Below are 21,730 nucleotides of genomic sequence, written 5' to 3' on the forward strand. Positions count from 1 at the left end.
TTTATTCACCCGGGGGTGAAGACTAAGTTCGGTGGCTCAAGGACCGAAGCGCTTATGCGCAACGAGATGCTGGAGCACCTTTTGAAGCACGCAGCACCCAAGAAGAAGACCGCATCGGCGGGCGCGCGGACCATCGCGACCGTCGCCATCGCAACCGCGGCCACGAGCATGGCCGCCCCGGCCATGGCCGCCGAGGCCTCGCCGCTGGACTCCCTTGGTGACCTCGGTACCACGGCCGAGGGCCTCACGCAGGGCCTGCCGGCCCTCTCGTCGACCTCGGTCGACCTCAGCGAGCTCACGGCCGCCGTCCCCGCGGCGGACGCCGTGACCAAGCAGCTCCCCGCCTCCATCGCGCCCACCACGGCGCTCGCCCCGAACTACAAGCCGGCGCAGTTCGTGTCCGGCGCCGTCCAGGGTGCCGCCCCGCAGGTCGTCTCCGACGTCGTGCGCGGTGTCACCAGCGGCTCCGCCCTGTCCGGCGTGACGGGTACCGCCGCCGGCGTGACCGGCACCGCCCAGTCGGCGCTGCAGACCGTGCTCGGCGGCGGCGTCGTGGGCACCGCCACCGGCGCCGTGGGCACGGCCACCGGCGTCGTGAACGGCGTGGCCGGCGGCGTGCTGCAGGGCGACGTCGTGAACGGCGTGGCCGGCGGCGCCCTCAACACCGCGACGGGCGCTGTCTCCGGCGTCGTCGGCGGCGTGGCCTCGGGCGACGTCGTGACCGGCGCCACGGGCACCGTGGCCGGCGTGACGGGCACCGCGACCGAGGTGGTCGACGGCGTCCCGGCCACCGTGGCCGACGTGATCCGCAACCTGCCGAACGTCCTGGGCGGCGTGACCGCTCCGGTCGCCGGCCTCACCGCCAACCTGCCGGGCGTGCTCGGTGGCGTGGGTGGCGTCGTCAACAGCGTCGTGTCGAACGTCCCGGGCGTCGTCGCGAGCGTGCCCGGTGTGGTCGCCAAGGTCACCACGCCGGCCGCCGGCGCGGTGGAGACGGTCGTGGGTGACGTCGCCGTGGACGGCGTCGTGAAGCCGGCCGTGACCGAGGTCGTGCCGGGCGCCGTGGGCTCCGTGCAGGGCAGCGTCCTGCCGGGCGTCACCTCGACCGTGGGCACCGCGACGGGCTCCGTCGTGCCTGGTGCCGTGGGCACCGTGACCGGCGACGTCGTGCCGGGCGTCGTGAACCACGTCGCCAAGCCGGTCGTCGGGGACGTCGTGCTCGACGGCGTCGTCGGTGGCGTGGTCAAGGACGGCGTGGTCGACAACGTCGTGAAGCCGGTCGTCAAGGACACCGTCGTGGACAGCGTCGCGAAGCCGCTGGTCGAGGACGTCGTCGTCGAGGGTGTCGCCAAGCCCGTCGTGAAGGACGTCGTCGTGGACGGCGTGGCCAAGCCTGTCGTGGACACCGTGGGCAGCACCGTCAAGGGTGTCGCCGGTGGCGCCGTGACCGACACCGTCGGTGGCGTCACGGACACCGTGGACGGCCTGACCGGCGGTGCCGTGAGCGGTCTGACGGGCGGGCTGCTGGGCGGCCTTTCCTGACCTGAAACCCAAGAGGACCCCAGCCTCTTCGGACTTGACGCAACGGGGTGGAGTGCCATCGGCACTCCACCCTGTTTGCGTTTTTCGGCGCTTTGAGGAGGTTCCATCGATAACGCCGTTGTTATCCAATCGTTACCGTTGCATCGGCTTTTTCGTAAGTGCCCCTTTTTCACCGAAGGGAGATCGGGTAGCGTCGTCGCGGCCCCCGGGATCCGGGCCGTTGTAGCCGACCAGCTGGAGCAGCTCTCATGAAGCACGCCGCCGTCAAGCCTTCGTCCGCCGCCAAGTCCACGGCCACCCGTGTCGTGGCGACGATCGCGCTCGCCACTGCCGCGACGGCCGTCGCCAGCCCGGCGATGGCGCACGACGGGGGCGGCCACCACGGTCACGGCGGCTACGACGGCCACTCGTCGGGCTACGACGGTCACTCCGGGTACGACCGCGGCCGCCAGTCCCACGAGGCCCCGCGCTCGTACGAGCCCGCCAGCTACACCGAGCCGAACTACGACGTGCCGCGGTACGGCTCCCAGGGCAACTGCGGCCGGGACGCCGACCAGACCCAGCAGGCGGGCTGGGAGCAGGGCAGCCAGACCCAGCAGGACGGTCAGCAGGACGGCTGGAAGCACGGCGGCTGGGACGAGCAGGACCGCGAGCGGGTGCGCGAGGCGGTCCGGGAGTACGTCGAGGCTGCCGAGGAGGCCGCCCCGGCGCCCGCCCCGAAGCCCGAGCCCGAGGTCGTCAAGCCGGTGCAGAGCGTGCCCGCCACCGCCCCGGTCGTCGAGGAGCAGACCCAGACCCGGACGGTCACGCAGACCGCCACGACGGATGCGGTGCCCACGGCGATGGCCACGTCCGAGCCGGTGGCCGTCCAGGCGCCCGGCCAGCAGTGGGAGGGCCCGACGTCGGCCGACACCGCCGGGGCCGAGCTCACCTCGTACGTGCCGGAGCGCGCCGAGGGCATCGAGCAGGATGCGTCCGCGCTCGCCGAGGCCACCCTCGACGCCCCGATCAAGCTCGCCCTGACCGGCGCCGAGGCCGCCACCCTGACGGCGGCTGCCGGAGCGCTCGTGGTGGGCGGCGCCGGCGCGCTCGTGCTGGCCCGCCGCGGCCGCTCCCGCGCCTGAACGGACCTCAGCACGGGAGCCTGCTGCCGGAGAAGGGTCAGCCGGGCCAGGTGGGCGGGTCCGTGGACCACGCGTGAGCCGGGTGCGGGTAGTCGGCATAGCCCGGGAGTGCCGGGCGTGCGGTGGTCACGCCGGCATGGGTCACGGTCGGGCCGTCCGGTGTCGCTGCGGGTGGGTGCAGCGGGTCCCGGCCCGGCAGGTCCAGCAGCCAGGTCGCGGTGCGCGCGAGCGAGACCGACACGTCCCGGCCGAGGCCGTCGCCGGCCCTGCGGCCCGCAGCCCCGTCGTCCGGGCGCCCGCGGCCCGGGCCGCCGTCGTCCGGAGTCCCGCGGCCCGGGCCGCCGTCGTCCGGAGTCCCGCGGCCCGCAGCCCCGTCGCCCCCGCCGTCCCGGAGCGTGAGCGCATCGACGATCCCCGCCGCGAGCAGGTACCCCGAGGCGTGGTCGAGCGCCTGGGCGGGCAGCGCCCCGGGTACGCCGTCGTGCCCCTCCAGCAGGGCGATGCCGCTCGCCGCCTGCACGATCGAGTCGAAGCCGCGCCGGCCCGCCCACGGCCCGGTGTCGCCCCACGCGGAGACACGCCCCGTCACGACGCCGGGCGGTACCCGGAGCCCGAGCGCCTCCACGGCACCGGGGCGGTAGCCGGTCACCAGCACGTCGGCGGCGTCGAGCAGCTCCTGTGCGGTGCGGAGGCCGGCCCCGTCGCGCAGGTCCAGCACCGTGCTGCGCTTGCCCTGCCCGGTGTCGAGGTGCTGCCACGGGATCTCCGCGGGGTCGGGCGGGTCCACGCGCAGCACGTCGGCGCCGAGCAGCGCGAGCGTACGGGTCGCGACCGGGCCGGCGATCACCCGGGTCAGGTCGAGCACGCGGACGCCGCTCAGGGGTGCCGCGCCGCCGCCCGTCGCGCCGCCGCCCTTCCCAGCGCCGCCGATCCCGCCGCCGATCCCGCCCCCGATCCCGCCCGCGGCCGTCCCGCCGGCCGCGGACGCCGCCCCGCTCCGGTCCGCCGGTAACCCGCCGGCCCGCACGCGCCGCGCGAGGGACCGGGCCGCGTCGCCCGGGCCGCTCGCGGGCGTGACCCGCACCAGCGGGCCCGACGCCGCGGCGCGCCCTGGCTCCGACTCCCGCCACTCCTGCTCGGTGCGCACCCGCGTCACGATCGCGCCGGCCGCGGCCGCGCCGTCCTCCAGGTCGTGCGCCGAGAGCTCGGCGAGGCGCTGTGCGAACGCGGTCCGGCCGACGTCGTCCGGCAGGCCGGCCAGGGCGGTCAGCCGGGCCCGGTGGTGCGGGTAGTTGGCGTGGGTGCGCACCCAGCCGTCCGCCGTCCGGAAGAAGCCGGACAGCTCCGCGAACCCCGCCACGGGCCGGCCGTCGAGCGCGAACAACCGGTCGGAGGCGAAGGCGGCCGCGACGCGCCGGGCGTCGGGCTCGGCGTGCACCGCCCGGGTGGCGGCTCGTCCGCCGGCGGCGCCGGCCCCGCCGCTCCCACCCGCGCGCTGGGTCGCGTGCTCCACCGCCCGGACCGCGTCGAGCGCCAGGTCGAGCACGGGCAGGTGGGCGGCGAGCCAGGGTTCCACGACCTCATCATCGCCCTGCCCGGGAAACATCACCGGCCCGACAGATCTGGGACCAGGTGCGCGGATACACTCGCCGCATGGCCAAGAACCCCTCCTCCGACTTCGTGCTCCGGCCCTTCGAGGGCCTCCCCGGCGAGACCGACTGGGTGGCGATGCGCGAGATCGTCCCGTCGGCCACTGCGACGGCCCGCACCACCGCTGAGTACGGCGCCCGCGACGTGACGATCGTGACGCTCCTGCCGGGTGCGTGGACGGCGCTGCACCGTGCGGACGGCACGATCCTGCTGGCCGTGCAGGGCATCGTGGGTTCGGGCGACGTGAGCCGCGACCTGGCCGCCGCGCTGCTGGAGGCGATCGAGCTCGAGCCGGGCACCGCCGTGGAGTCGGGTGCGCTGCCGGGCGAGGGTCCGCGCCTGCAGGACGTGCTGGACCTGAGCGTGCCGTTCGAGGTCACGGTGCACGAGTCGTTCGACTACTGGCTCGACCCGAGCGCCGACGTGACGCCCGAGCTCAAGCAGAACCTGGAGGACGCCGCCGACGGCGCGATCCCCACGGTGAAGGTGGCGTCGGTCGAGTCGGCCTACTGGTGCAGCATGACCCGCGAGTTCCTGCGCTGGGCGCGCCCCGAACCGGAGGACGACGTGATCGACGCGATCTCCCGGCTGCACGCAAAGCGCGAGTCAGGGCTGGCGGGTGGAAGGTTCGTGGGAGCGTTTCGCGCGTCCGGGCTGGTGGTCCCCGTCTGGGAGCTGCCGAAGGGCACGCAGGCGGAGGACCTCGAGGGGCCCCTGGCCGAGCTCGGCGAGAAGCTCGCGAAAGCACTTTCCACCAAGGAGCCGCTTGATGCGAACGAGCGACGCGCAAGAGCAGGTATCGTCTCCCGGCAGGTCACCCTGCGCTAGACCGGACACCCCGGCCGGTCGTGCGCGAGCGGCTCGGAACGCGTCGGCAGTCACCGCGGATCGCCACGAGCGATCCAGGTTTCGGCAACTAGCGGACCAAGGGAGTAGGATTCCAGGGGTAAACCTTTGCACTCACCAAGCAAAGGACTATCCGAACACCCACCACGGCAAATCGACGCTTCAGGCAGGACAGGTGTGAACGCTCTCCCGGTCGCGAAGACCACGCGTCCCGGCAATGCACAGGCAGGCAAGAACGTCCAGCGGGTGGCGGCGATCATCCCCGCCAAGGACGAGGCCGAGCGCATTGCGGCTACCGTGCGCTCCGCGCGCGCGATCCCGCACGTCGACCTCGTGCTGGTGGTCGACGACGGCTCCGAGGACGACACGCAGCATGTCGCGCGTGCCGCCGGCGCCGTCGTCGTGCGCCACTCCCACAACCGCGGCAAGGCCGCCGCGATGGAGACGGGTGCGGCGGTGGTCGCGATGCGTGACGCCGACGGGCGCCCGCCGCGTCTCCTCATGTTCATCGACGGCGACCTCGGCGACACCGCGGTCAACACCGCACCGCTCGTCCGGCCCGTCCGCGAGGGCGTGGCCGACCTGGCGATCGCGCTGCTGCCCAAGCAGGCGGGTGCCGGCGGCCGTGGCGTCGTGGTGGGCGCCTCGCGACGGGCGATCGAGGCGATGACGGGCTGGAGCCCGTCGCAGCCGTTGTCCGGCATGCGCTGCCTGACCCGCGAGGCGTTCGAGGCGGCCACCCCGCTCGCGCGCGGCTGGGGTGTCGAGACGGGCATGACGATCGACCTGCTGCGCAAGGGGTACGTCGCCGTCGAGGTGCCGTGCGACCTCAAGCACCGGGCCTCCGCGAACGATCTCAAGGGCCAGATCCACCGTGCCGCCCAGTACCGCGACGTCCTGCTGGCCGTGAACGCGCGCAAGATGCGTGGCGCGGTGGACGCGGTGCGGCACGCGGGCTCGAACGTCCGCAGCTGATCGACCCCCAGGACAGCCCCGTACTCTGAGCCCATGGAGTGGCAGGCCTGGCTCGGGATCGTCGCGATCGCCATCGCGGTGCTGGCGCTCTCCGTGGCCGCCGTGGTCTGGACGCAGCAGGCCCGGATGCGCCGTCGTGGTCCCCGCCGCGCGGTGGCGCAGAGCGCGGACGCGGCGCCCCGGCTGGCGGTGGTCGTGAACCCGTCGAAGCAGGGTGCTGCGGGCCTCCAGGTCCAGGTCCGCGCGTACTGCAACGCCCACGGCCTGGCCGAGCCGCTCTGGTACGAGACCACGGTGGACGACCCGGGGCAGGGTCCGGCCCGCCGCGCCCTGGCGGACGGCGCCGACATCGTGGTCGCGGCGGGCGGCGACGGGACCGTGCGGGCCGTCGCCGAGACGATGGTCGACTCGGGCACGCCGATGGGCGTGCTCCCGGTCGGCACGGGCAACCTCCTGGCGCGCAACCTGGAGCTCCCGCTGACGGGTGTGGACGAGGCGCTCGACATGATCGTGCACGGCCGCACCCGGGCCATCGACGTCGGCTGGCTGCGCGTGACCGAGTTCGCCGACGAGCCCCGCAACGGCGACCACCCCAACCAGCCGGACCACGAGCCCGACACCGAGCGCCGGCACATCTTCCTCGTCATCGCCGGGCTGGGCTTCGACGCGGCGATGGTCGCCAGTGCCGACGCCGGCCTGAAGAAGCGCGTGGGCTGGGTGGCCTACTTCGTGGCCGGGCTGTCGCACATGCAGGCCCGGCGCATGCGCGCCACCCTCCAGCTCGACGACAGCGCACCCGTGGAGGCCCGCGCCCGCTCGATCATGGTCGGCAACTGCGGCATGCTCCCGGGCGGCGTGACCCTGCTGCCCGACGCCGTGCTCGACGACGGCGTGCTCGACGTCGCGGCCGTCGACGTCCGCGGCGGGGTGTTCGGCTGGGCCCAGCTCACGCTGGAGATCGCGATGCAGGGCGTGGGAGTGCGCAGCGAGCTGCCGGAGAAGCTCGGCCGCATCGACCACACCAAGGCCCGGCGCGCCCGCATCCGCGTCCCGGCGGGCGAGGAGGCCCAGGTGGACGGCGACCCGCTCGGGCGCGCCGTCGAGATCGACGTGCACGTGCAGGCGGGCGCGCTGCTCGTCCGCGCACCGTGACGCCGCGCGCCATTTACCCTGGGCGGGTGAATCCCCGTTCCGCGCGAGCCCTGACCGTGCCCGTACTCCTGGTCATGCTCATGGCGGCCGTGCTGGGACCGGGCGGGTCGGCGGCGTGGGCCGCACCCGTGTCCGCGCCGGTGTCCGGGCCGGTCTCCGTGACGGCGCCGGACCTCGCGGCGGACGAGAAGGCCGAGCCCGCCGCCCCCGTGGTGGTGGTCGGCGTCGCGGGCCTGCGCTGGACCGACGTGTCGCGCAACACCACACCCAACCTCTGGCACATGATCGGCGGCGGCTCCGTCGCGTCCATCAACGTCCGCACCGCGGCGCCCGCGACGTGTCCCCTCGACGCCTGGCTGACGCTGTCCGCGGGCAGCCGGACGGTCTCGGCCGGCAGTGCCGAGCGCGCCGACGCGCCGGACGCCGAGCAGGACGAGCGGTCGCCCGAGGAGCGCGGGGCGACGTCGTGCACCCCGGTGCCCCGGGCGCTGGGTACAGGCGGGTGGGAGCCCGCCGCGGCGACGGTGGACGGCTGGGCCGGGCTCCCGGAGCGCGCGGACGACGAGCAGGACGAGGCCGACGCCGCCGAGCAGGCCCCCGCCCCCGGTCTTCTCGGTGGCCTGCTGGACGAGGCCGACGCCTGCTCGACGGCCGTCGGGCCGGGCGCGGCCGTGATGCTGGGCCGGGAGAACGGGACGGTGGACCGGTACGTCCCGTCGCTCGACGCCCTGGTCGAGGGCACGGCGCGGGCCGGCGCCGAGCAGGCGGACGGCGAGGCCGCCGCACCCGGTCCCGCCTGGGGCGAGCTCCTGGCCGAGTGCCCGGTGACCGTGATCGACGCCGGGAGCCTGCCCGAGGGACCGGAACGCGCCGAGGCGCTCGACGCCCTGGACGACACGCTGAGCACCCTGCGCACCGGCCTGCCGTCCGGCACCCGTGTGCTCGTCACGGGCATCGCCGACACCCCGCTCACGCAGCAGGGCCTCCAGGTCGTGGTCGACTGGGTGGTGGACGTCCCCCGCGTGCGGTGGCTGACCTCCGACGCGTCGCGCAGCACCGGGTTCGTCCAGCTCACCGACCTCACGGCGACCGCCGCCGAGGCCGGGGGCGCGCTCCCCGACCCGGCGGCCGAGGAGCCCGGCCTGGCGCCCGTCGTCGAGCAGCAGACGATCGACGGCATGCCCATCGAGGTGGGTGAACCCCGCCGCACGACGGTCGCCCGGACCGTCGAGAACCGCCAGTACATCAACGTGCTGGCCGACACGATCCCCGCGCAGGTCCCGGCCTTCGCGGGCGCGATCGTGCTGTTCCTGCTGGCCGCGGTCCTGGTGCTGGTCCTGCCCCGTCGCACGGGGCGGCCGCGCCGGGAGCCGGGCCCGTACCGCCGGCGCATCGCGCTCGGTGCCGCGCTGCTCGCCGTCTCGGCCCCGGCGGCGGCCAGCCTGGCGACGCTCAGCCGGTGGTGGGTGTGGCCGGCGCCCGAGTTCGGCCTGGCTCTCTCGCTGACGGTGGCCACGGTCGTCGTCGCGCTCACCGTGCGCGGCCTGGCGGGGCTGCTGCCCCCGCTGCCGTGGCGCGACGCCCTGGCGGCGGCGGGCGTCACCTGGCTGGTGTTCACGGTGGACGGGATCACCGGGTTCACGCTGCTGCAGAGGTCCCTGCTGGGGCCGTCCCTCGCGACGGCCGACCGATTCTACGGGTTCTCCGACGTGGCCTTCGTGCTCTACGCCGCGGCCGGCCTGGTGCTCGCCGCCGGGCTCGCGGCGGCGGTGCTGCGCCGGACCGGAGGCGCGGCCGCCGGGGGCGGCGACCGCCGTCGGCCCGGGCGCCCGGTCTCGACGGCGGTCGCCGTGGTGGCCGTGGTCGCGCTCGTGACGGTGGGCGTGGACGCCGCGCCGTTCCTGGGTGACCGTCCGCGGGGACTGCTCCTGCTCGTGCCGTTCGCGCTGGTCGCCCTGCTCGTGGCCCGGCCCGGGCTGGTGGCCCGCGTCCGCCTGCTGCGTGGCTGGCTGCCGCTGTCCGCGCCGCGGACGGGACCGGGGACCGCTCCGCCGGCCCCCGGTCGTGCGGCGGTGCCGGCCACCGCCGCGCCCGTGCGTGGCGTGCCGTCGGCGGTCCTGGGCCTGTCCGGCGCGCTGCTGCTCAGCCTGCTGTTCGCGGCCGCGCTGCTCCCGGTGCCCGGGGCCGACGCCGCCGGCGAGGAGTCCGGCTCGCTCGCCACGGCCGCGCCGATCGTCCCGCCGGGCGGCAGCCTGGTCGTGATCGGCACCGAGGGACTGCGCTGGACCGACGTGAAACCGTCCCCGGACACCGGTCAGGCCCCCGCGCCGACCCTGTACGGGATGCTCACCGACGGCGCCGACGCCGCGGGCCTCACGCTCCCCAACGGCCGCGCGGCGCGCTGCCCGGACAGCGGCTGGCTCAGCCTCTCGGCGGGCCGGCTCACCGAGATCGCCGACGAGCGCGACGCCGACCGTCACTGGATCTGCGACGACATCACCGTGACGCCGGCGCGGGGCGACAGCCCCGCCGTCGTCGACCAGTGGGACCGCCTCACCGAGCTGCAGCGCGGGTCCGGTTACGCCGCCCACCCCGGCACCCTCGGTGAGGCCCTGGCGGACGAGTGCACGACGGCGGTCGGCCCGGGCGCCGCGGTGGCGCTCGCCGGGCGCGACGGCAGCGTCGGCCGGTACTTCGACCTCGACACCGCGGTGGCCGAGGGGTCGGGCGCGTGGGACTGCCCGATCACGTTCGTGGACGCCGGGTCCGCCCTGCTGGACGTCACGGAGCGCGCCGAGCTGGAGAAGCAGCCCGACGGCCGGGACCAGGTGGAGGCGCTGCGCGCCGACCTCGTCTCCGACGTCGACCTCGCCGTGTGGCGCGTCCTGGACGCCGCCCCCGCGGACACGACCGTGCTGGTCATCGACGTCGCGACCGTGCCGGAGCACGCGCTGGAGCTGGGGCTCGCCATGATGCGCCCTTCCGCGGCGAACGAGGGCCTGCCCCGCTACCTGGGCAGCACGGCGACCCGCACGGAGGGCGTGGCCCGGCTGATGGACGTCCCGGCCGCGGTGCTCGACGCCGTCGGCGTGGACCGGCCCGCCGCGATCGACCCGACGCCGCTGGTGCGCGCGGGGGAACGGCCCGCCTCGGCCTGGCTCACCGCCGACGAGCTCGCGGACATGACCGCCCGGGACCACGTGCGTCGTGACGCGTACATCTGGCTGGTGGACGTGCCCTTCTGGGTGGGCCTCGCGCTCGCGGCCGTGTGCTGGTGGGTGCCGTACCGGCGCCGGGCGCGCGGCCTGGGGGACGTGCCGTCCGGGTGGCAGCGCGCGGCCGAGGTCTGCGCCACCGCGCTGACCGCGCTCCCGGCCGGCGGCTTCCTGGTGTCCCTCACCGGCTGGTGGCGGTTCGACCTGCCCGTGCTGGCGATCGTGGGCGCCACGGTGCTGGTGACGGCGGCCGTCACGGGGCTGAGCCTGCTCGCGCCGCGTCGTCCCCTCTGGGCGGCACCCGCGGTGGTCGCGGGCATCACGTTCGTGGCGCTCACGATCGACGCCCTGTTCGGGACGCCCCTGAACCGTGCGGCCCCGCTCGGTTCCGCGCCGACGTTCGGCGCGCGCTTCTACGGGTTCGGCAACCCCACGTTCTCGGTCTACGCCGTGGCGGCGATCGCGCTCGCGGCCGCGCTGGCCCAGCTCCTGGTCACGCGGGGCCGCCGGGTCCTGGCGACGCTCGCCGTGTCGGTCGTGGGCGTCATCGCCATGGCCGTCGACGTGCTGCCCAACCTGGGCGCCGACCTCGGGGGCGGGCTCGTGCTCGTGCCGGCCTTCGTGGTGGTCGCCACGGCCGCCTCCGGGCTACGGCTCACGTTCTGGCGGTTCACGGGTGTCGCGGCTGCGGGCGTGGGCGTCGTCGCCGTCGTGGGCATCCTCGACTGGTTGCGGCCGCCCGACTCCCGATCGCACCTCGGGCGGTTCGTCGAGCAGGTGGTCACCGGCGAGGCCGTGTCCACCGTGCTGCGCAAGGCCATGTACGCGCTGGGCTCGATCACCGGCGGGCCCGCGATCTGGGTCACGGTCGTGGTGCTCGTGGTGGTCGGCCTGGCCCTGTTCGGCCCCGTGGCCTGGCGCGAGCGCTGGCTGCCCGCCTGGTACACGCGTGCGCAGGAGCGCTGGGAGTTCTTCCGGCCGGCGCTCGTGGCGATGTGGGTGGTGGCCGTGCTGGGCTCGCTCGTGAACGACTTCGGCCTGCGCATCGCGGTGATCGCGCTCATCCCGGCCGTGCCCCTGGTCACGATGGTCGCGCTGCGCACGAAAACTCTGGCACGGCCCCGATAGGCTCGACCCGTGATCGATCTCCGACTTCTGCGCGACAACCCCGACGTCGTCCGCGCGAGCCAGGTGGCCCGCGGCGACGACCCCGACCTCGTGGACGCGGCGCTGGACGCCGACGCCCGTCGCCGCTCCTCCCTGGCGGAGTTCGAGAACCTGCGCGCGGAGCAGAAGTCCCTGGGCAAGAAGGTGGCGCAGACCCAGGGGGACGAGAAGCAGGCCCTGCTCGCGCACACCAAGCAGCTCGCGCAGGACGTCAAGAGCCACCAGGCCGCCGCCGCGGAGGCGGAGCAGGAGCTCGACCGTGTGCTGTACGCGATCGCGAACGTGATCGAGGGCGCTCCCGCCGGTGGCGAGGAGGACTACATCGAGCTCAAGCAGGTGGGTACGCGGCGCGACTTCGCGGCCGAGGGCTTCGAGCCCAAGGACCACCTCGAGCTGGGCGAGGGCCTGCGCGCGATCGACACCAAGCGCGGTGCGAAGGTGTCGGGCGCCCGGTTCTACTTCCTCACCGGCATCGGCGCGCGGCTGGAGCTCGCGCTGCTGAACATGGCGATGGACCAGGCGGTGCAGGAGGGCTTCACGCCCATGATCACGCCCACCCTCGTCAAGCCCGAGACCATGCAGGGCACGGGCTTCCTGGGCGCGCACGCCGACGAGATCTACCGCCTGGAGAAGGACGACCTGTACCTGGTCGGCACCTCCGAGGTGGCCCTCGCCGGCTACCACAGCGACGAGATCGTCGACCTCGCGGACGGCCCCCTGCGCTACGCCGGCTGGAGCGCCTGCTACCGCCGTGAGGCCGGCTCGGCGGGCCGCGACACGCGCGGGATCATCCGCGTGCACCAGTTCCACAAGGTCGAGATGTTCAGCTACTGCGCCCCCGAGGACGCCGAGGCCGAGCACCAGCGCCTGCTGGGCTGGGAGGAGGCCATGATGGCCAAGGTCGAGCTGCCCTACCGTGTCATCGACACGGCGGCGGGCGACCTGGGCTCGTCGGCGGCCCGCAAGTTCGACTGCGAGGCCTGGCTGCCCACCCAGGAGCGCTGGCTGGAGCTCACCTCGACGTCGAACTGCACCACGTTCCAGGCCCGCCGCCTGGGCGTGCGCGAGCGCACGGAGGACGGCTCGACCCGCAACGTCGCCACGCTGAACGGCACGCTCGGCACCACCCGCTGGATCGTGGCGATCCTCGAGAACCACCAGCAGGCCGACGGCTCGGTGTACGTCCCGGAGGGGCTGCGTCCGTACCTGGGCGGCCTGGAGGTCCTCGAGCCCGCGAAGTGACGCGCGGCGCGCGGCGCGCGGTGATCGGCGGCGCCCGCCGCCGATCACCGGACGTTCCACCGATCACCCGGCCCCGGACGGCTGGTGTTCACAGGTCGGTCGGTAGGGTGCGGGTGTGGCTCGCGACTCCGGAACCAAGCTCATCGCCCTCGACATCGACGGCACCCTCGTCACGTACGACGACGTGCTCTCGGACGCCGCGCGCGACGCCGTCGCCGCCGTCCGGGAGGCCGGGCACCACGTGGTGCTGGCGTCCGGCCGGTCGCTCATCGCGATGACGCCGGTCGCGGCGAAGCTCGGGATCGAGGAGTCCTGGATCGTCGCGTCGAACGGCGCGGTCACGGCCCGCCTCGACCCGCGTGCCGAGACGGGCTACGTGCTGGAACGGGTCGAGACCTTCGACCCGGAGCCGGTGCTCCGCATGCTCAAGGAAGAGCTTCCCCACGCGCGGTACGCGGTCGAGGACGTCGGCATCGGCTTCCGGATGACCGAGCTCTTCCCGGAGGGCGAGCTCGACGGCGAGCACCGCGTGGTCGACTTCGAGGACCTGTGGGCGGGGCAGGTCACCCGCGTGGTGGTGCGCAGCCCGGGCGAGACCAGCGCGGAGTTCCACGAGATCGCCGCACGTCTCGGGTTCGACGACGTCACCTACGCCGTCGGCTGGTCCGCATGGATGGACGTCGCGCCACAGGGCGTGACCAAGGCGTCGGGCCTGGAGATGGTGCGTGCGGCGCTCGGCGTGGCGCCGCAGGACACGGTCGCGGTGGGCGACGGCAACAACGACATCGACATGCTGCGCTGGGCGGGGCGCGGCGTGGCCATGGGCCACGCGACCGACCCCGTGAAGGCCGCGGCCGACGAGGTGACGGGCTCGATCGACGACGACGGCGCCGTCGCGGTGCTGCGTTCCCTGCTCTGAGCGACGGTCCGGGGCCGCACTGAGGGCCGCTCCGGGCGGTCCGGGAAGATAACGGTTCGGCTGCGGCAAGAAAAACCGGCGGGTCCACGACGCAGGTCAAAGTTATTCGTGCAAAGGTATGGAACCACGGGCGGATGCCTGTACATTTGGGCGCGATCCGTCGAAGGGTGACGGCGCTCACGGTGCCATGGGGGTACGTGATGATCCTGGACGACCAACCGGTGTCCATGCGAGTGCGCAACGACGCGCCTCATCTGGTCGCCCTCGACATCGACGGGACCCTGTTGGTCACCGGGCAGCGGGTGCCCGAGCCGACGGTGCTGGCGGTGCGGCTCGTCCGCAGCCGCAAGCACCACGTGGTCCTCGCGTCGGGACGGTCGTTGACGGGGATCCTGCCGGTGGCCCGGGAGCTCGGCATCACGGACGGGTGGGTGGTCGCCTCCAACGGTGCGGTGACGGCCCGGCTGTGCGCCACCTGCACCAACGGCTACATGCTGGAGGACGTGCTGACGTTCGACGTCGGGCCGGTGGCCCAGATGGCGCTCAGCCGCTTCCCGGACGTGCAGATCGGCGTCGAGGAGATCGGCGTCGGCTACCGCGTGAACCGGCCCTTCGCACCGCACGAGGTCAACGGGGCGCAGCGGGCGGTCACCACCGAGGAGCTGGGCGAGCTGCCCGCCTCGCGTGCGATCCTCCGCGGCCCGCACGTGCTGGACCTGCTGGACGCGCTGCGCCGGCACGGCGTGACCGCCACCCCCGCCGGGCCCGACTGGATCGACGTGACGCCGCGCCGGCTCAGCAAGGCGACGTCGCTGGAGAGCGTCCGTACGGTGCTCGGCGTCCCGGCGCACAACACGCTGGCCGTGGGCGACGGCCTGAACGACATCGAGATGCTGAGCTGGGCCGCCCGGTCGGTCGCCATGGGGCACGCGCCGGACGAGGTCAAGGCGATCGCCGACGAGACCGTCGGCGACATCACGCAGCACGGCGTGATCCAGGCCCTGAAGACCCTTCTCTGACCAGCCCCGCCGTCAGCGGGCCGTGAGGACGATCGGGTCGCCGTCCGTGATGGCGATCGTGTGCTCCGAGTGCGCGCCGCGCGAGCCGTCCACCGAGCGCAGCGTCCAGCCGTCGGGGTCGGTGAAGATCTCGTCGGTGGTCTCCAGGAACCACGGTTCGACGGCGATGACCAGGCCCGGCTTGAGCGGGAACCCGCGGCCCGCGCGCCCGTTGTTCGGCACGTGCGGGTCGCCGTGCATGGTGCGGCCCACGCCGTGCCCGCCGAAGTCGGTGTTGATCGAGTACCCGGCGGCGTGCGCGACCTCGGCGATGGCGGCGGAGATGTCGCCGATCTTCTTGCCCGGGCGCGCGGCGGCGATGCCGGCCTCGAGTGCGACCTCGGTGGTGCGGATCAGCGTGGCGTCGGCCTCGGCGCGGCCCGGCGCCGGGTTGCCCACCACGAACGACAGCGCGGAGTCGGACACCCAGCCGTTGACGGACGCGGCGAAGTCGATCGACAGCAGGTCACCGTCCTGCAGCGCGTAGTCGTACGGGAGGCCGTGCAGCACGGCGTCGTTCACGGAGGTGCACAGGGTCTTGCCGAACGGCATGGCGCCGAAGGACGGGTGGTAGTCGATGTAGCACGACTCCGCGCCGCGGTCGCGGATCATCTTGTGCGCGACCTCGTCGAGCTCGAGCAGGTTCACACCCACGCCGGCGGCCTCCCGGACGGCGAGGAGCACGTCCGCGACGAAGCGTCCCGCCGGGCGCATCTCCTCGATCTCGCGCGGCGTCCTCAGCTCGATCATGTCCGTCCTTCCGTCGGTGCACCAGGGTCCTGGCGGGCACAAGCCTACGTCCCGCCGCCGACGGTCAGCCGATTCGTTGCACCGAGCCGACCAGGGGATTCACCCGGCTTGAGCGGCCCGGGTGATTGAAACGGTTTCGTAATGCAAGCCGGTGCTGTATGGGCTTGCATTGGATCGTAAACCACGGTTGCGTTGACGAAGGGCAACCTGGCAGTCTGCCGGGCCGTACCCGCATGTCAGAGGGTTCTGAGCCCACGAAGCAGTGGAGGAGCACGAGATGACTATCCGGAAGGCTTCCAAGCGCCGGGCGATCGCCGTCGCGGCGACCGGCGCGAGCCTGGCCCTGATCCTGTCGGCGTGTGCCGACACCGATGACGGCGGCGGTGACGGTGGTGGCGGCGGCGAGGCGGCCAGCTACGAGATCGACTGCAGCGCGTTCGACGAGTTCGGTGACCTCGACGGCAAGACCGTCACCGTCTACACGACGATCGTCGAGCCCGAGGCCGAGACCCAGACGGCGTCCTACGAGCCGTTCGAGGAGTGCACCGGCGTGACGGTCGAGTACGAGGCGTCGCGCGAGATGGAGGCGCAGCTCCCGACGCGTGTCCAGGCGGGCAACCCGCCGGACATCGCCATCCTGCCGCAGCCGGGTCTGCTCCAGTCCCTGGTGCGCGACTACGACGCCGTCCTGCCGGCCCCCGAGCAGGTCGAGGCGAACGTCGACGAGGGCTGGGCCCCGGAGTGGAAGGAGTACGGCACGGTCGACGGCACGTTCTACGCCGCGCCGCTGGGCTCCAACGTGAAGTCGTTCGTCTGGTACTCGCCCTCCATGTTCGAGGAGGCCGGCTACGAGGTGCCGACCACCTGGGACGAGATGCTCGAGCTCACCGCCACCATCGCCGAGAACAACGAGGGCGCCACGCGCCCCTGGTGCGCGGGCGTGGAGTCCGGTGACGCCTCCGGCTGGCCGGGCACCGACTGGATCGAGGACACCGTGCTCCGCACCGCGGGCCCGGACGTCTACGACCAGTGGTACACCCACGAGATCCCCTTCAACGACCCGCAGATCGTCGAGGCGTGGGACGCCGCCGGCGAGATCCTCAAGAACCCGGACTACGTGAACGGCGGCCTGGGCGGCGTCGACTCGATCGCCACGGCGACCTGGACCGACGCGGGCTACCCGATTCTGGACGGCAACTGCTGGATGCACCGTGCCGCGAACTTCTACGCGACGCAGTGGCCCGAGGGCACCGAGGTGGCGCCCGACGGCGACGTCTACGCCTTCTACCTGCCGGCCATGACCGAGGACGAGAAGCCGACCCTGGTGGCCGGCGAGTTCATCGGCGCGTTCGACGACCGTCCCGAGGTCGTCGCCTTCCAGACCTACCTGTCGAGCGCGGACTGGGCCAACGCCAAGGCGGCGGCCACCCCGGCCGGCGGCTGGGTGAGCGCCAACAAGGGTCTCGACCCGGAGCTCCTGGCCACGGACTTCGACAAGCTCTCCGCGGAGATCCTGGCCGACGAGGCCACGGTGGCCCGGTTCGACGCGTCCGACCTGATGCCGGCCGCGGTCGGTACGGACACGTTCTGGAGCGGCATCATCGAGTGGTTCGCCAGCGACCAGAGCAGCGAGGAAGTCACCACCGCCATCGAGAACTCCTGGCCGTCGAACTGACGGTCGGCCCTCGAGCATGACGCGCGGAGGCGTGGGACCACGAGTCCCACGCCTCCGCCGTCCTAGGCTGGGGGCCGGCCCAGTCAAGGGAGACCGGACCAGGACAGCGACAGGAGAGAGCCATGGATTGGCTGTTGCACGCGGGGGACGATCCCACGCACAAGTTCTTGCTGATGCTCATCGCGATCGTGCTGTTCGTCGCGATCATGGGCATCATCCTCTTCGTGGTCGACCGACCACGGAACCCGGCCCGCTGGTTCGTCGGCTTCGGCTTCGTGGGGGCGGCCCTGCTGCTGCTCCTGATCGGCCTGGTCTACCCGGCGATCCGGACCATCATCAACTCGGCCATGAACCGCAACAGCACCGAGTTCGTGGGGTTCGACAACTACGTGCGGGCCTTCACCGAGCCACAGTTCCTCGTGGTGCTCGGCAACACCGCGCTGTGGGTGCTCGTCGCGCCGCTGGTGGCCACCTTCTTCGGTCTCGCGTACGCCTACCTGGTCGACAAGAGCCGGTTCGAGTCCATCGCCAAGGGCCTCGTGTTCCTGCCGATGGCCATCTCGATGGTGGGTGCCTCGATCATCTGGAAGTTCGTCTACGAGTACAAGCCCGCCGGCGTGGACCAGACGGGTCTGCTCAACCAGTTCATCGTGTGGCTCGGCGGTGAGCCCCAGCAGTTCCTGATCGGCCGCCCCCTGAACACGTTCCTCATCATGGTGGTGTTCATCTGGATCCAGGCGGGCTTCGCCATGACGCTGCTGTCGGCGTCGATCAAGGCGATCCCCGACGACATCACCGAGGCCGCGCGGCTCGACGGCGTCTCCGGGTTCGGCATGTTCTGGCGCATCACGATCCCGAGCATCCGGCCCGCCCTGGTCGTGGTGCTCACCACCATCGCGATGACCACGCTCAAGACCTTCGACATCGTGCGCACGATGACGGCGGGCGACTTCGGCACCTCGATCGTGGCCCTGGAGTTCTACAACCAGCGGTTCCGGCAGGGTGACGCCGGACTGAGCGCCGCGCTGGCCGTGATCCTGTTCGTCATCGTCATCCCGGTGATCATCTACAACGTGCGCCAGCAGCGCCTGTCGGAGGAGGTCCGATGAGCACCGTGAAGGCAGACGCCCCCGCGACGGAGGTGCCCCGGTCGGCGTCGGGCATGGGCAACCGCGCCCGCAAGGCGCGCAAGGCGCTGTCGAGCCCGTGGGCGAGCACGCTCGCCATCGTCATCGCGGTCCTGTGGACCGTGCCGACGGTCGGTCTGCTGGTCACCTCGTTCCGGCCCGAGCTCGACGTGCGGCAGAGCGGCTGGTGGACGGTCTTCGGCGACGCCCTCGCGGGCGAGGGCGTGTTCTCGCTGCGCAACTACGAGACGGCGCTGTTCGACGGCTCGACCGACCTGGCCACCTACTTCGTCAACTCGTTCGTGGTCACGCTGCCGGCGGTGTTCATCCCGATCACGGTCGCGCTGCTGGCCGCCTACGGGTTCGCCTGGGTGGACTTCAAGGGGCGCGACTTCCTGTTCATCGCGGTGTTCGCGCTGCAGATCGTGCCCATCCAGATCACGCTGGTGCCCCTGCTCACGGCCTACGTGGACATCGGCATCAACGGCACGTTCTGGGCCATCTGGCTGTCGCACTCGATCTTCGCCCTGCCGCTGGCGATCTTCCTGCTGCACAACTTCATGAAGGACATCCCGAGCTCGCTGGTCGAGGCGGCCCGCATGGACGGCGCCGGGCACGTGCAGGTGTTCTTCCGGGTGGTGCTGCCGCTGCTCACCCCGGCGATCGCGGCCTTCGGCATCTTCCAGTTCCTCTGGGTGTGGAACGACCTGCTGGTCGCCCTGGTCATGGGCAACCTGCGGACGTTCCCGCTCACCGTGCGCGTGGCCGAGCTCGCGGGCTCCCGCGGCGGTGACTGGCACGTGCTGTCCGCGGGCGCGTTCATCTCGCTGATCGTCCCGCTGATCGTGTTCCTGTCGCTGCAGCGCTACTTCGTGCGCGGGCTCCTGGCGGGCGCGGTCAAGGGCTGATCCTCCCGTACCGCCCGCCACCACGAGGCCCGGGCCGCCCCGCTCCAGCGACGTCGGAGCGGGGCGACCCGGGCCTCGTGGTGCCTAGGCCGCCGACTCGCGGGACAGCAGGGCCTCCTTGACCGGCAGGCCGTACCGGAACCCGCCCAGCGAGCCGTCCGTGCGCAGGATGCGGTGGCACGGCACGAACAGCGCCGCGGCGTTCATCGCGCACGCCCCGGCCGCGGCGCGCACCGCGGCGGGCCGCCCGGCACGTGCCGCGTACTCGCTGTAGGTCAGGCGCTCACCCGCCTTCACCTCGCGCAGCACGTCCCACGCGTGCGTCCGGAACGGCCCGCTCGCCTGGCGCACCGGAACCCGCCCGGGCGCCCCGTGGTCGCCGTCGTAGTAGGCGCGGACGGCGTCCGCGGCCTCGGCGAGCACGCCGTCCGTGGCCGACGACGGCGCCGGGCGGCTGCCGTCCACGGGCCGCAGCGTGGGGTGCACCAGGGCGAGGAGCGAGTCCAGGTCGTCGGTCCAGCCCGCGGCGAGCACGGCCGCGGGGTCCGGCCCCAGGGCGTCGTCCGGCGCCGGGACCGGCGACACGATGATGCTGAACGGGCCGTCGGGGGTGGTCAGGGTTGTCGCGTCCATCGATCTACCTTCCGTTCGAGGTGCCGGACCCGCGGTGCCGCGTCGGTCCGGCCGGTCATGCGGAGCGCCAGAGATGCATGGCGGCGTACGAGCGCCAGGGCGCCCATGCCGCGCCGCGCCGGGCGAGCTCCTTGAACTGCTGCGGTCGGGGGTCCGCCGCGGACACCAGGCCGAGGGCGCGCGCCCCGGCGAGCAGGGCGACGTCGCCGTCCATGAGCACGTCCGGGTCGCCGAGCACCCGCAGTGCCACGTAGCCGGCCGTCCACGGACCGATCCCGGGCCGGGAGACGAGGCGTCGGCGCAGGTCGTCCGGGTCGTCGCCCACGCTGAGGGTCAGGGTGCCGTCCGCGAGGTCCCGGGTCGCCGCGACCACGGTGGCCAGGGTCCGGGCCGGCAGCCGGAGGTAGGTCTCGGCGGCGCTCGGAGCGGCTGCGCCGCCCGGTCCGGTTCCGGTGGTCGTGCGGGCGCGCACCTCGTCGCCCCTGGGCGGGCCTGCGATCTGGCCCGGCGTGGGGAACAGCCGGGTGAGCCCGGTGAACGCCGACTCGTACGGCGTCCCGGCGCCCACCGTGAGCCGCGTCAGGTGCGTGCGCGCGGCGGCGACGCTGATCTGCTGGCCCACGATCGCGCGGACCAGCAGCTCCGCGGGGTCGAGCGTGCCGGGCACGCGGACCCCGGGTGTCGCGGCGGCCGACGGCGCGAGCACCGGGTCCGCGGCCAGCGCGGAGTCGACGGCGACCGGGTCGGCGTCGAGGTCGAGCAGCCGCCGCACGCGGGCCACCGCGACCGGGGCGTCCGCCAGGTCGGCCAGCTCCAGGTCCAGCTCCACCCGCCCGGCGCCGGGGTGCGGGACCCGCACCTCCAACGCACCGGGCCCGTGCGGCAGCAGCACGGTGCGGGCGTACCGCAGGGTGCTGTCCAGGTCGGCCGACTCCACCCCGTCGATCGCACGGACCGCGAGAAACTCCAGCACACCGCGCGCGTCGAAGGGTTCACGAACGGGCAGCGTGAGCGAGATCCGCACGGGCTCGCTGCCGGCGCCGCCCACCGCAGGTTCGGTCGCTTGCCCCGACATCGGTCGCCCGGCTGACCGATCTCGAGGCAGGCGACCGCTCTCGGCGGCTGATCCAGGGGTGGCAGCAGATCCCCGGGATGGGGTGGGGCGGCGCGAGCGGGCACGGAGCTCCGACGGCGTGGTGCCGAACACCTCGGACACGGTGTCGTTGAACTGCCGGATCGACCCGAAGCCGGCGGCGAAGGCGACGTCGGCCAGGCGCAGGGACGTGCCGACCAGCAGGGCCCGCGCGGTCTGCGCGCGCTGGGCCCGGGCCAGGGCCAGGGGCCCCGCGCCGAGCTCGCCCACCAGCAGCCGGTGGAGCTGCCGCTCCGAGTAGCCCAGCCGCGTGGCCAGCCCGGACACGCCCTCCCGGTCCACCACGCCGTCGGCGACCAGGCGCATCGCGCGGCCCGTAAGGTCGCGCCGCAGGTCCCAGGCGGGTGTGCCGGGGGCGGCCTCGGGCAGGCACCGCTTGCACGCGCGGAAGCCGGCCTCGTGCGCCGCCGCCGACGTGAGGTAGAAGGACACGTTCTCCGCCTTGGGCGTGCGGGCGGGGCACGAGGGCCGGCAGTAGATTCCGGTGGTGCGCACCGCCGTGTAGAACTGGCCGTCGAAGCGGGAGTCGCGCGCGGCGATGGCGCGGTAGCGCTCGGCGAACGCGGGATCGCGGGTGTCGACGTCGGTCATGAC

16 protein-coding genes are annotated in these 21,730 nt (G+C 73.5%); 12 read left to right on the forward strand and 4 right to left on the reverse strand.

The window, feature by feature from the left end:
* Positions 1-54: 54 nt before the first annotated feature.
* Both ACIBBF_RS19030 and ACIBBF_RS19035 read left to right on the forward strand, forming a co-directional pair.
* Positions 55-1,542, forward strand: coding sequence for a hypothetical protein (locus ACIBBF_RS19030; protein WP_397416358.1), 1,488 nt, complete (start codon positions 55-57; stop codon positions 1,540-1,542).
* A gap of 248 nt (positions 1,543-1,790) precedes the next feature.
* Positions 1,791-2,666, forward strand: coding sequence for a hypothetical protein (locus tag ACIBBF_RS19035; protein WP_397416360.1), 876 nt, complete (start codon positions 1,791-1,793; stop codon positions 2,664-2,666).
* 37 nt (positions 2,667-2,703) lie between these two features.
* Here ACIBBF_RS19035 and ACIBBF_RS19040 read toward each other — a convergent pair whose 3' ends face one another.
* A complete protein-coding gene (locus tag ACIBBF_RS19040; RefSeq protein WP_397416363.1) occupies positions 2,704-4,242 on the reverse strand; it encodes a CoA transferase in 1,539 nt (512 codons plus the stop codon).
* A gap of 77 nt (positions 4,243-4,319) precedes the next feature.
* Between ACIBBF_RS19040 and ACIBBF_RS19045 the strand changes: the two genes are divergently transcribed.
* The 7 genes from ACIBBF_RS19045 (at position 4,320) to ACIBBF_RS19075 (ending at position 14,851) form a co-directional block, all read left to right on the forward strand.
* Entirely contained in the window at positions 4,320-5,144 is an 825-nt protein-coding gene (locus tag ACIBBF_RS19045) for a DUF5926 family protein (RefSeq protein ID WP_397416365.1), read from the forward strand.
* Between the two features lie 195 nt (positions 5,145-5,339).
* Positions 5,340-6,137, forward strand: a complete 798-nt coding sequence (locus ACIBBF_RS19050; protein ID WP_142032120.1) for a glycosyltransferase — start codon at positions 5,340-5,342, stop codon at positions 6,135-6,137.
* Positions 6,138-6,170: 33 nt separating this feature from the next.
* The gene (locus ACIBBF_RS19055) at positions 6,171-7,289 is read left to right on the forward strand and encodes a diacylglycerol/lipid kinase family protein (RefSeq protein ID WP_397416367.1); all 1,119 of its coding nucleotides are present in this window, start codon (positions 6,171-6,173) and stop codon (positions 7,287-7,289) included.
* A 26-nt stretch (positions 7,290-7,315) separates the two neighbouring features.
* Entirely contained in the window at positions 7,316-11,632 is a 4,317-nt protein-coding gene (locus ACIBBF_RS19060; protein ID WP_397416369.1) for a hypothetical protein, read from the forward strand.
* Between the two features lie 9 nt (positions 11,633-11,641).
* Entirely contained in the window at positions 11,642-12,913 is a 1,272-nt protein-coding gene (gene serS / locus ACIBBF_RS19065; RefSeq protein WP_397416371.1) for a serine--tRNA ligase, read from the forward strand.
* Positions 12,914-13,028: 115 nt separating this feature from the next.
* Positions 13,029-13,832 carry an HAD family hydrolase gene (locus ACIBBF_RS19070; protein WP_397416373.1) on the forward strand — a complete coding sequence of 268 codons (804 nt, stop codon included), beginning with the start codon at positions 13,029-13,031 and terminating at the stop codon, positions 13,830-13,832.
* 200 nt (positions 13,833-14,032) lie between these two features.
* Positions 14,033-14,851, forward strand: coding sequence for an HAD family hydrolase (locus ACIBBF_RS19075; protein WP_397416376.1), 819 nt, complete (start codon positions 14,033-14,035; stop codon positions 14,849-14,851).
* 12 nt (positions 14,852-14,863) lie between these two features.
* On the opposite strand, the gene map is transcribed toward ACIBBF_RS19075, so the two are convergent.
* Entirely contained in the window at positions 14,864-15,640 is a 777-nt protein-coding gene (map, locus tag ACIBBF_RS19080) for a type I methionyl aminopeptidase (RefSeq protein WP_397416378.1), read from the reverse strand.
* Positions 15,641-15,917: 277 nt separating this feature from the next.
* On the opposite strand from map, the gene ACIBBF_RS19085 reads away from it, so the two are divergent.
* The 3 genes from ACIBBF_RS19085 (at position 15,918) to ACIBBF_RS19095 (ending at position 19,350) form a co-directional block, all read left to right on the forward strand.
* Positions 15,918-17,315, forward strand: coding sequence for an ABC transporter substrate-binding protein (locus ACIBBF_RS19085; protein ID WP_397416380.1), 1,398 nt, complete (start codon positions 15,918-15,920; stop codon positions 17,313-17,315).
* Positions 17,316-17,437: 122 nt separating this feature from the next.
* Positions 17,438-18,424 (forward strand): carbohydrate ABC transporter permease, encoded by a 987-nt coding sequence (locus ACIBBF_RS19090; RefSeq protein ID WP_397416382.1) that lies wholly within the window; start codon positions 17,438-17,440, stop codon positions 18,422-18,424.
* The gene (locus ACIBBF_RS19095) at positions 18,421-19,350 is read left to right on the forward strand and encodes a carbohydrate ABC transporter permease (protein ID WP_397416384.1); all 930 of its coding nucleotides are present in this window, start codon (positions 18,421-18,423) and stop codon (positions 19,348-19,350) included. The genes ACIBBF_RS19090 and ACIBBF_RS19095 overlap by 4 nt, the downstream gene beginning before the upstream one ends.
* Before the next feature lie 84 nt (positions 19,351-19,434).
* Here ACIBBF_RS19095 and ACIBBF_RS19100 read toward each other — a convergent pair whose 3' ends face one another.
* Both ACIBBF_RS19100 and ACIBBF_RS19105 read right to left on the reverse strand, forming a co-directional pair.
* Positions 19,435-19,983, reverse strand: coding sequence for a methylated-DNA--[protein]-cysteine S-methyltransferase (locus tag ACIBBF_RS19100; RefSeq protein WP_397416386.1), 549 nt, complete (start codon positions 19,981-19,983; stop codon positions 19,435-19,437).
* Between the two features lie 55 nt (positions 19,984-20,038).
* Positions 20,039-21,727 carry an AlkA N-terminal domain-containing protein gene (locus ACIBBF_RS19105; RefSeq protein ID WP_397416388.1) on the reverse strand — a complete coding sequence of 563 codons (1,689 nt, stop codon included), beginning with the start codon at positions 21,725-21,727 and terminating at the stop codon, positions 20,039-20,041.
* Positions 21,728-21,730 lie beyond the last annotated feature (3 nt).

The sequence above is a fragment of the Promicromonospora sp. NPDC050880 genome, assembly GCF_044456525.1.
GTDB lineage: Bacteria > Actinomycetota > Actinomycetes > Actinomycetales > Cellulomonadaceae > Promicromonospora.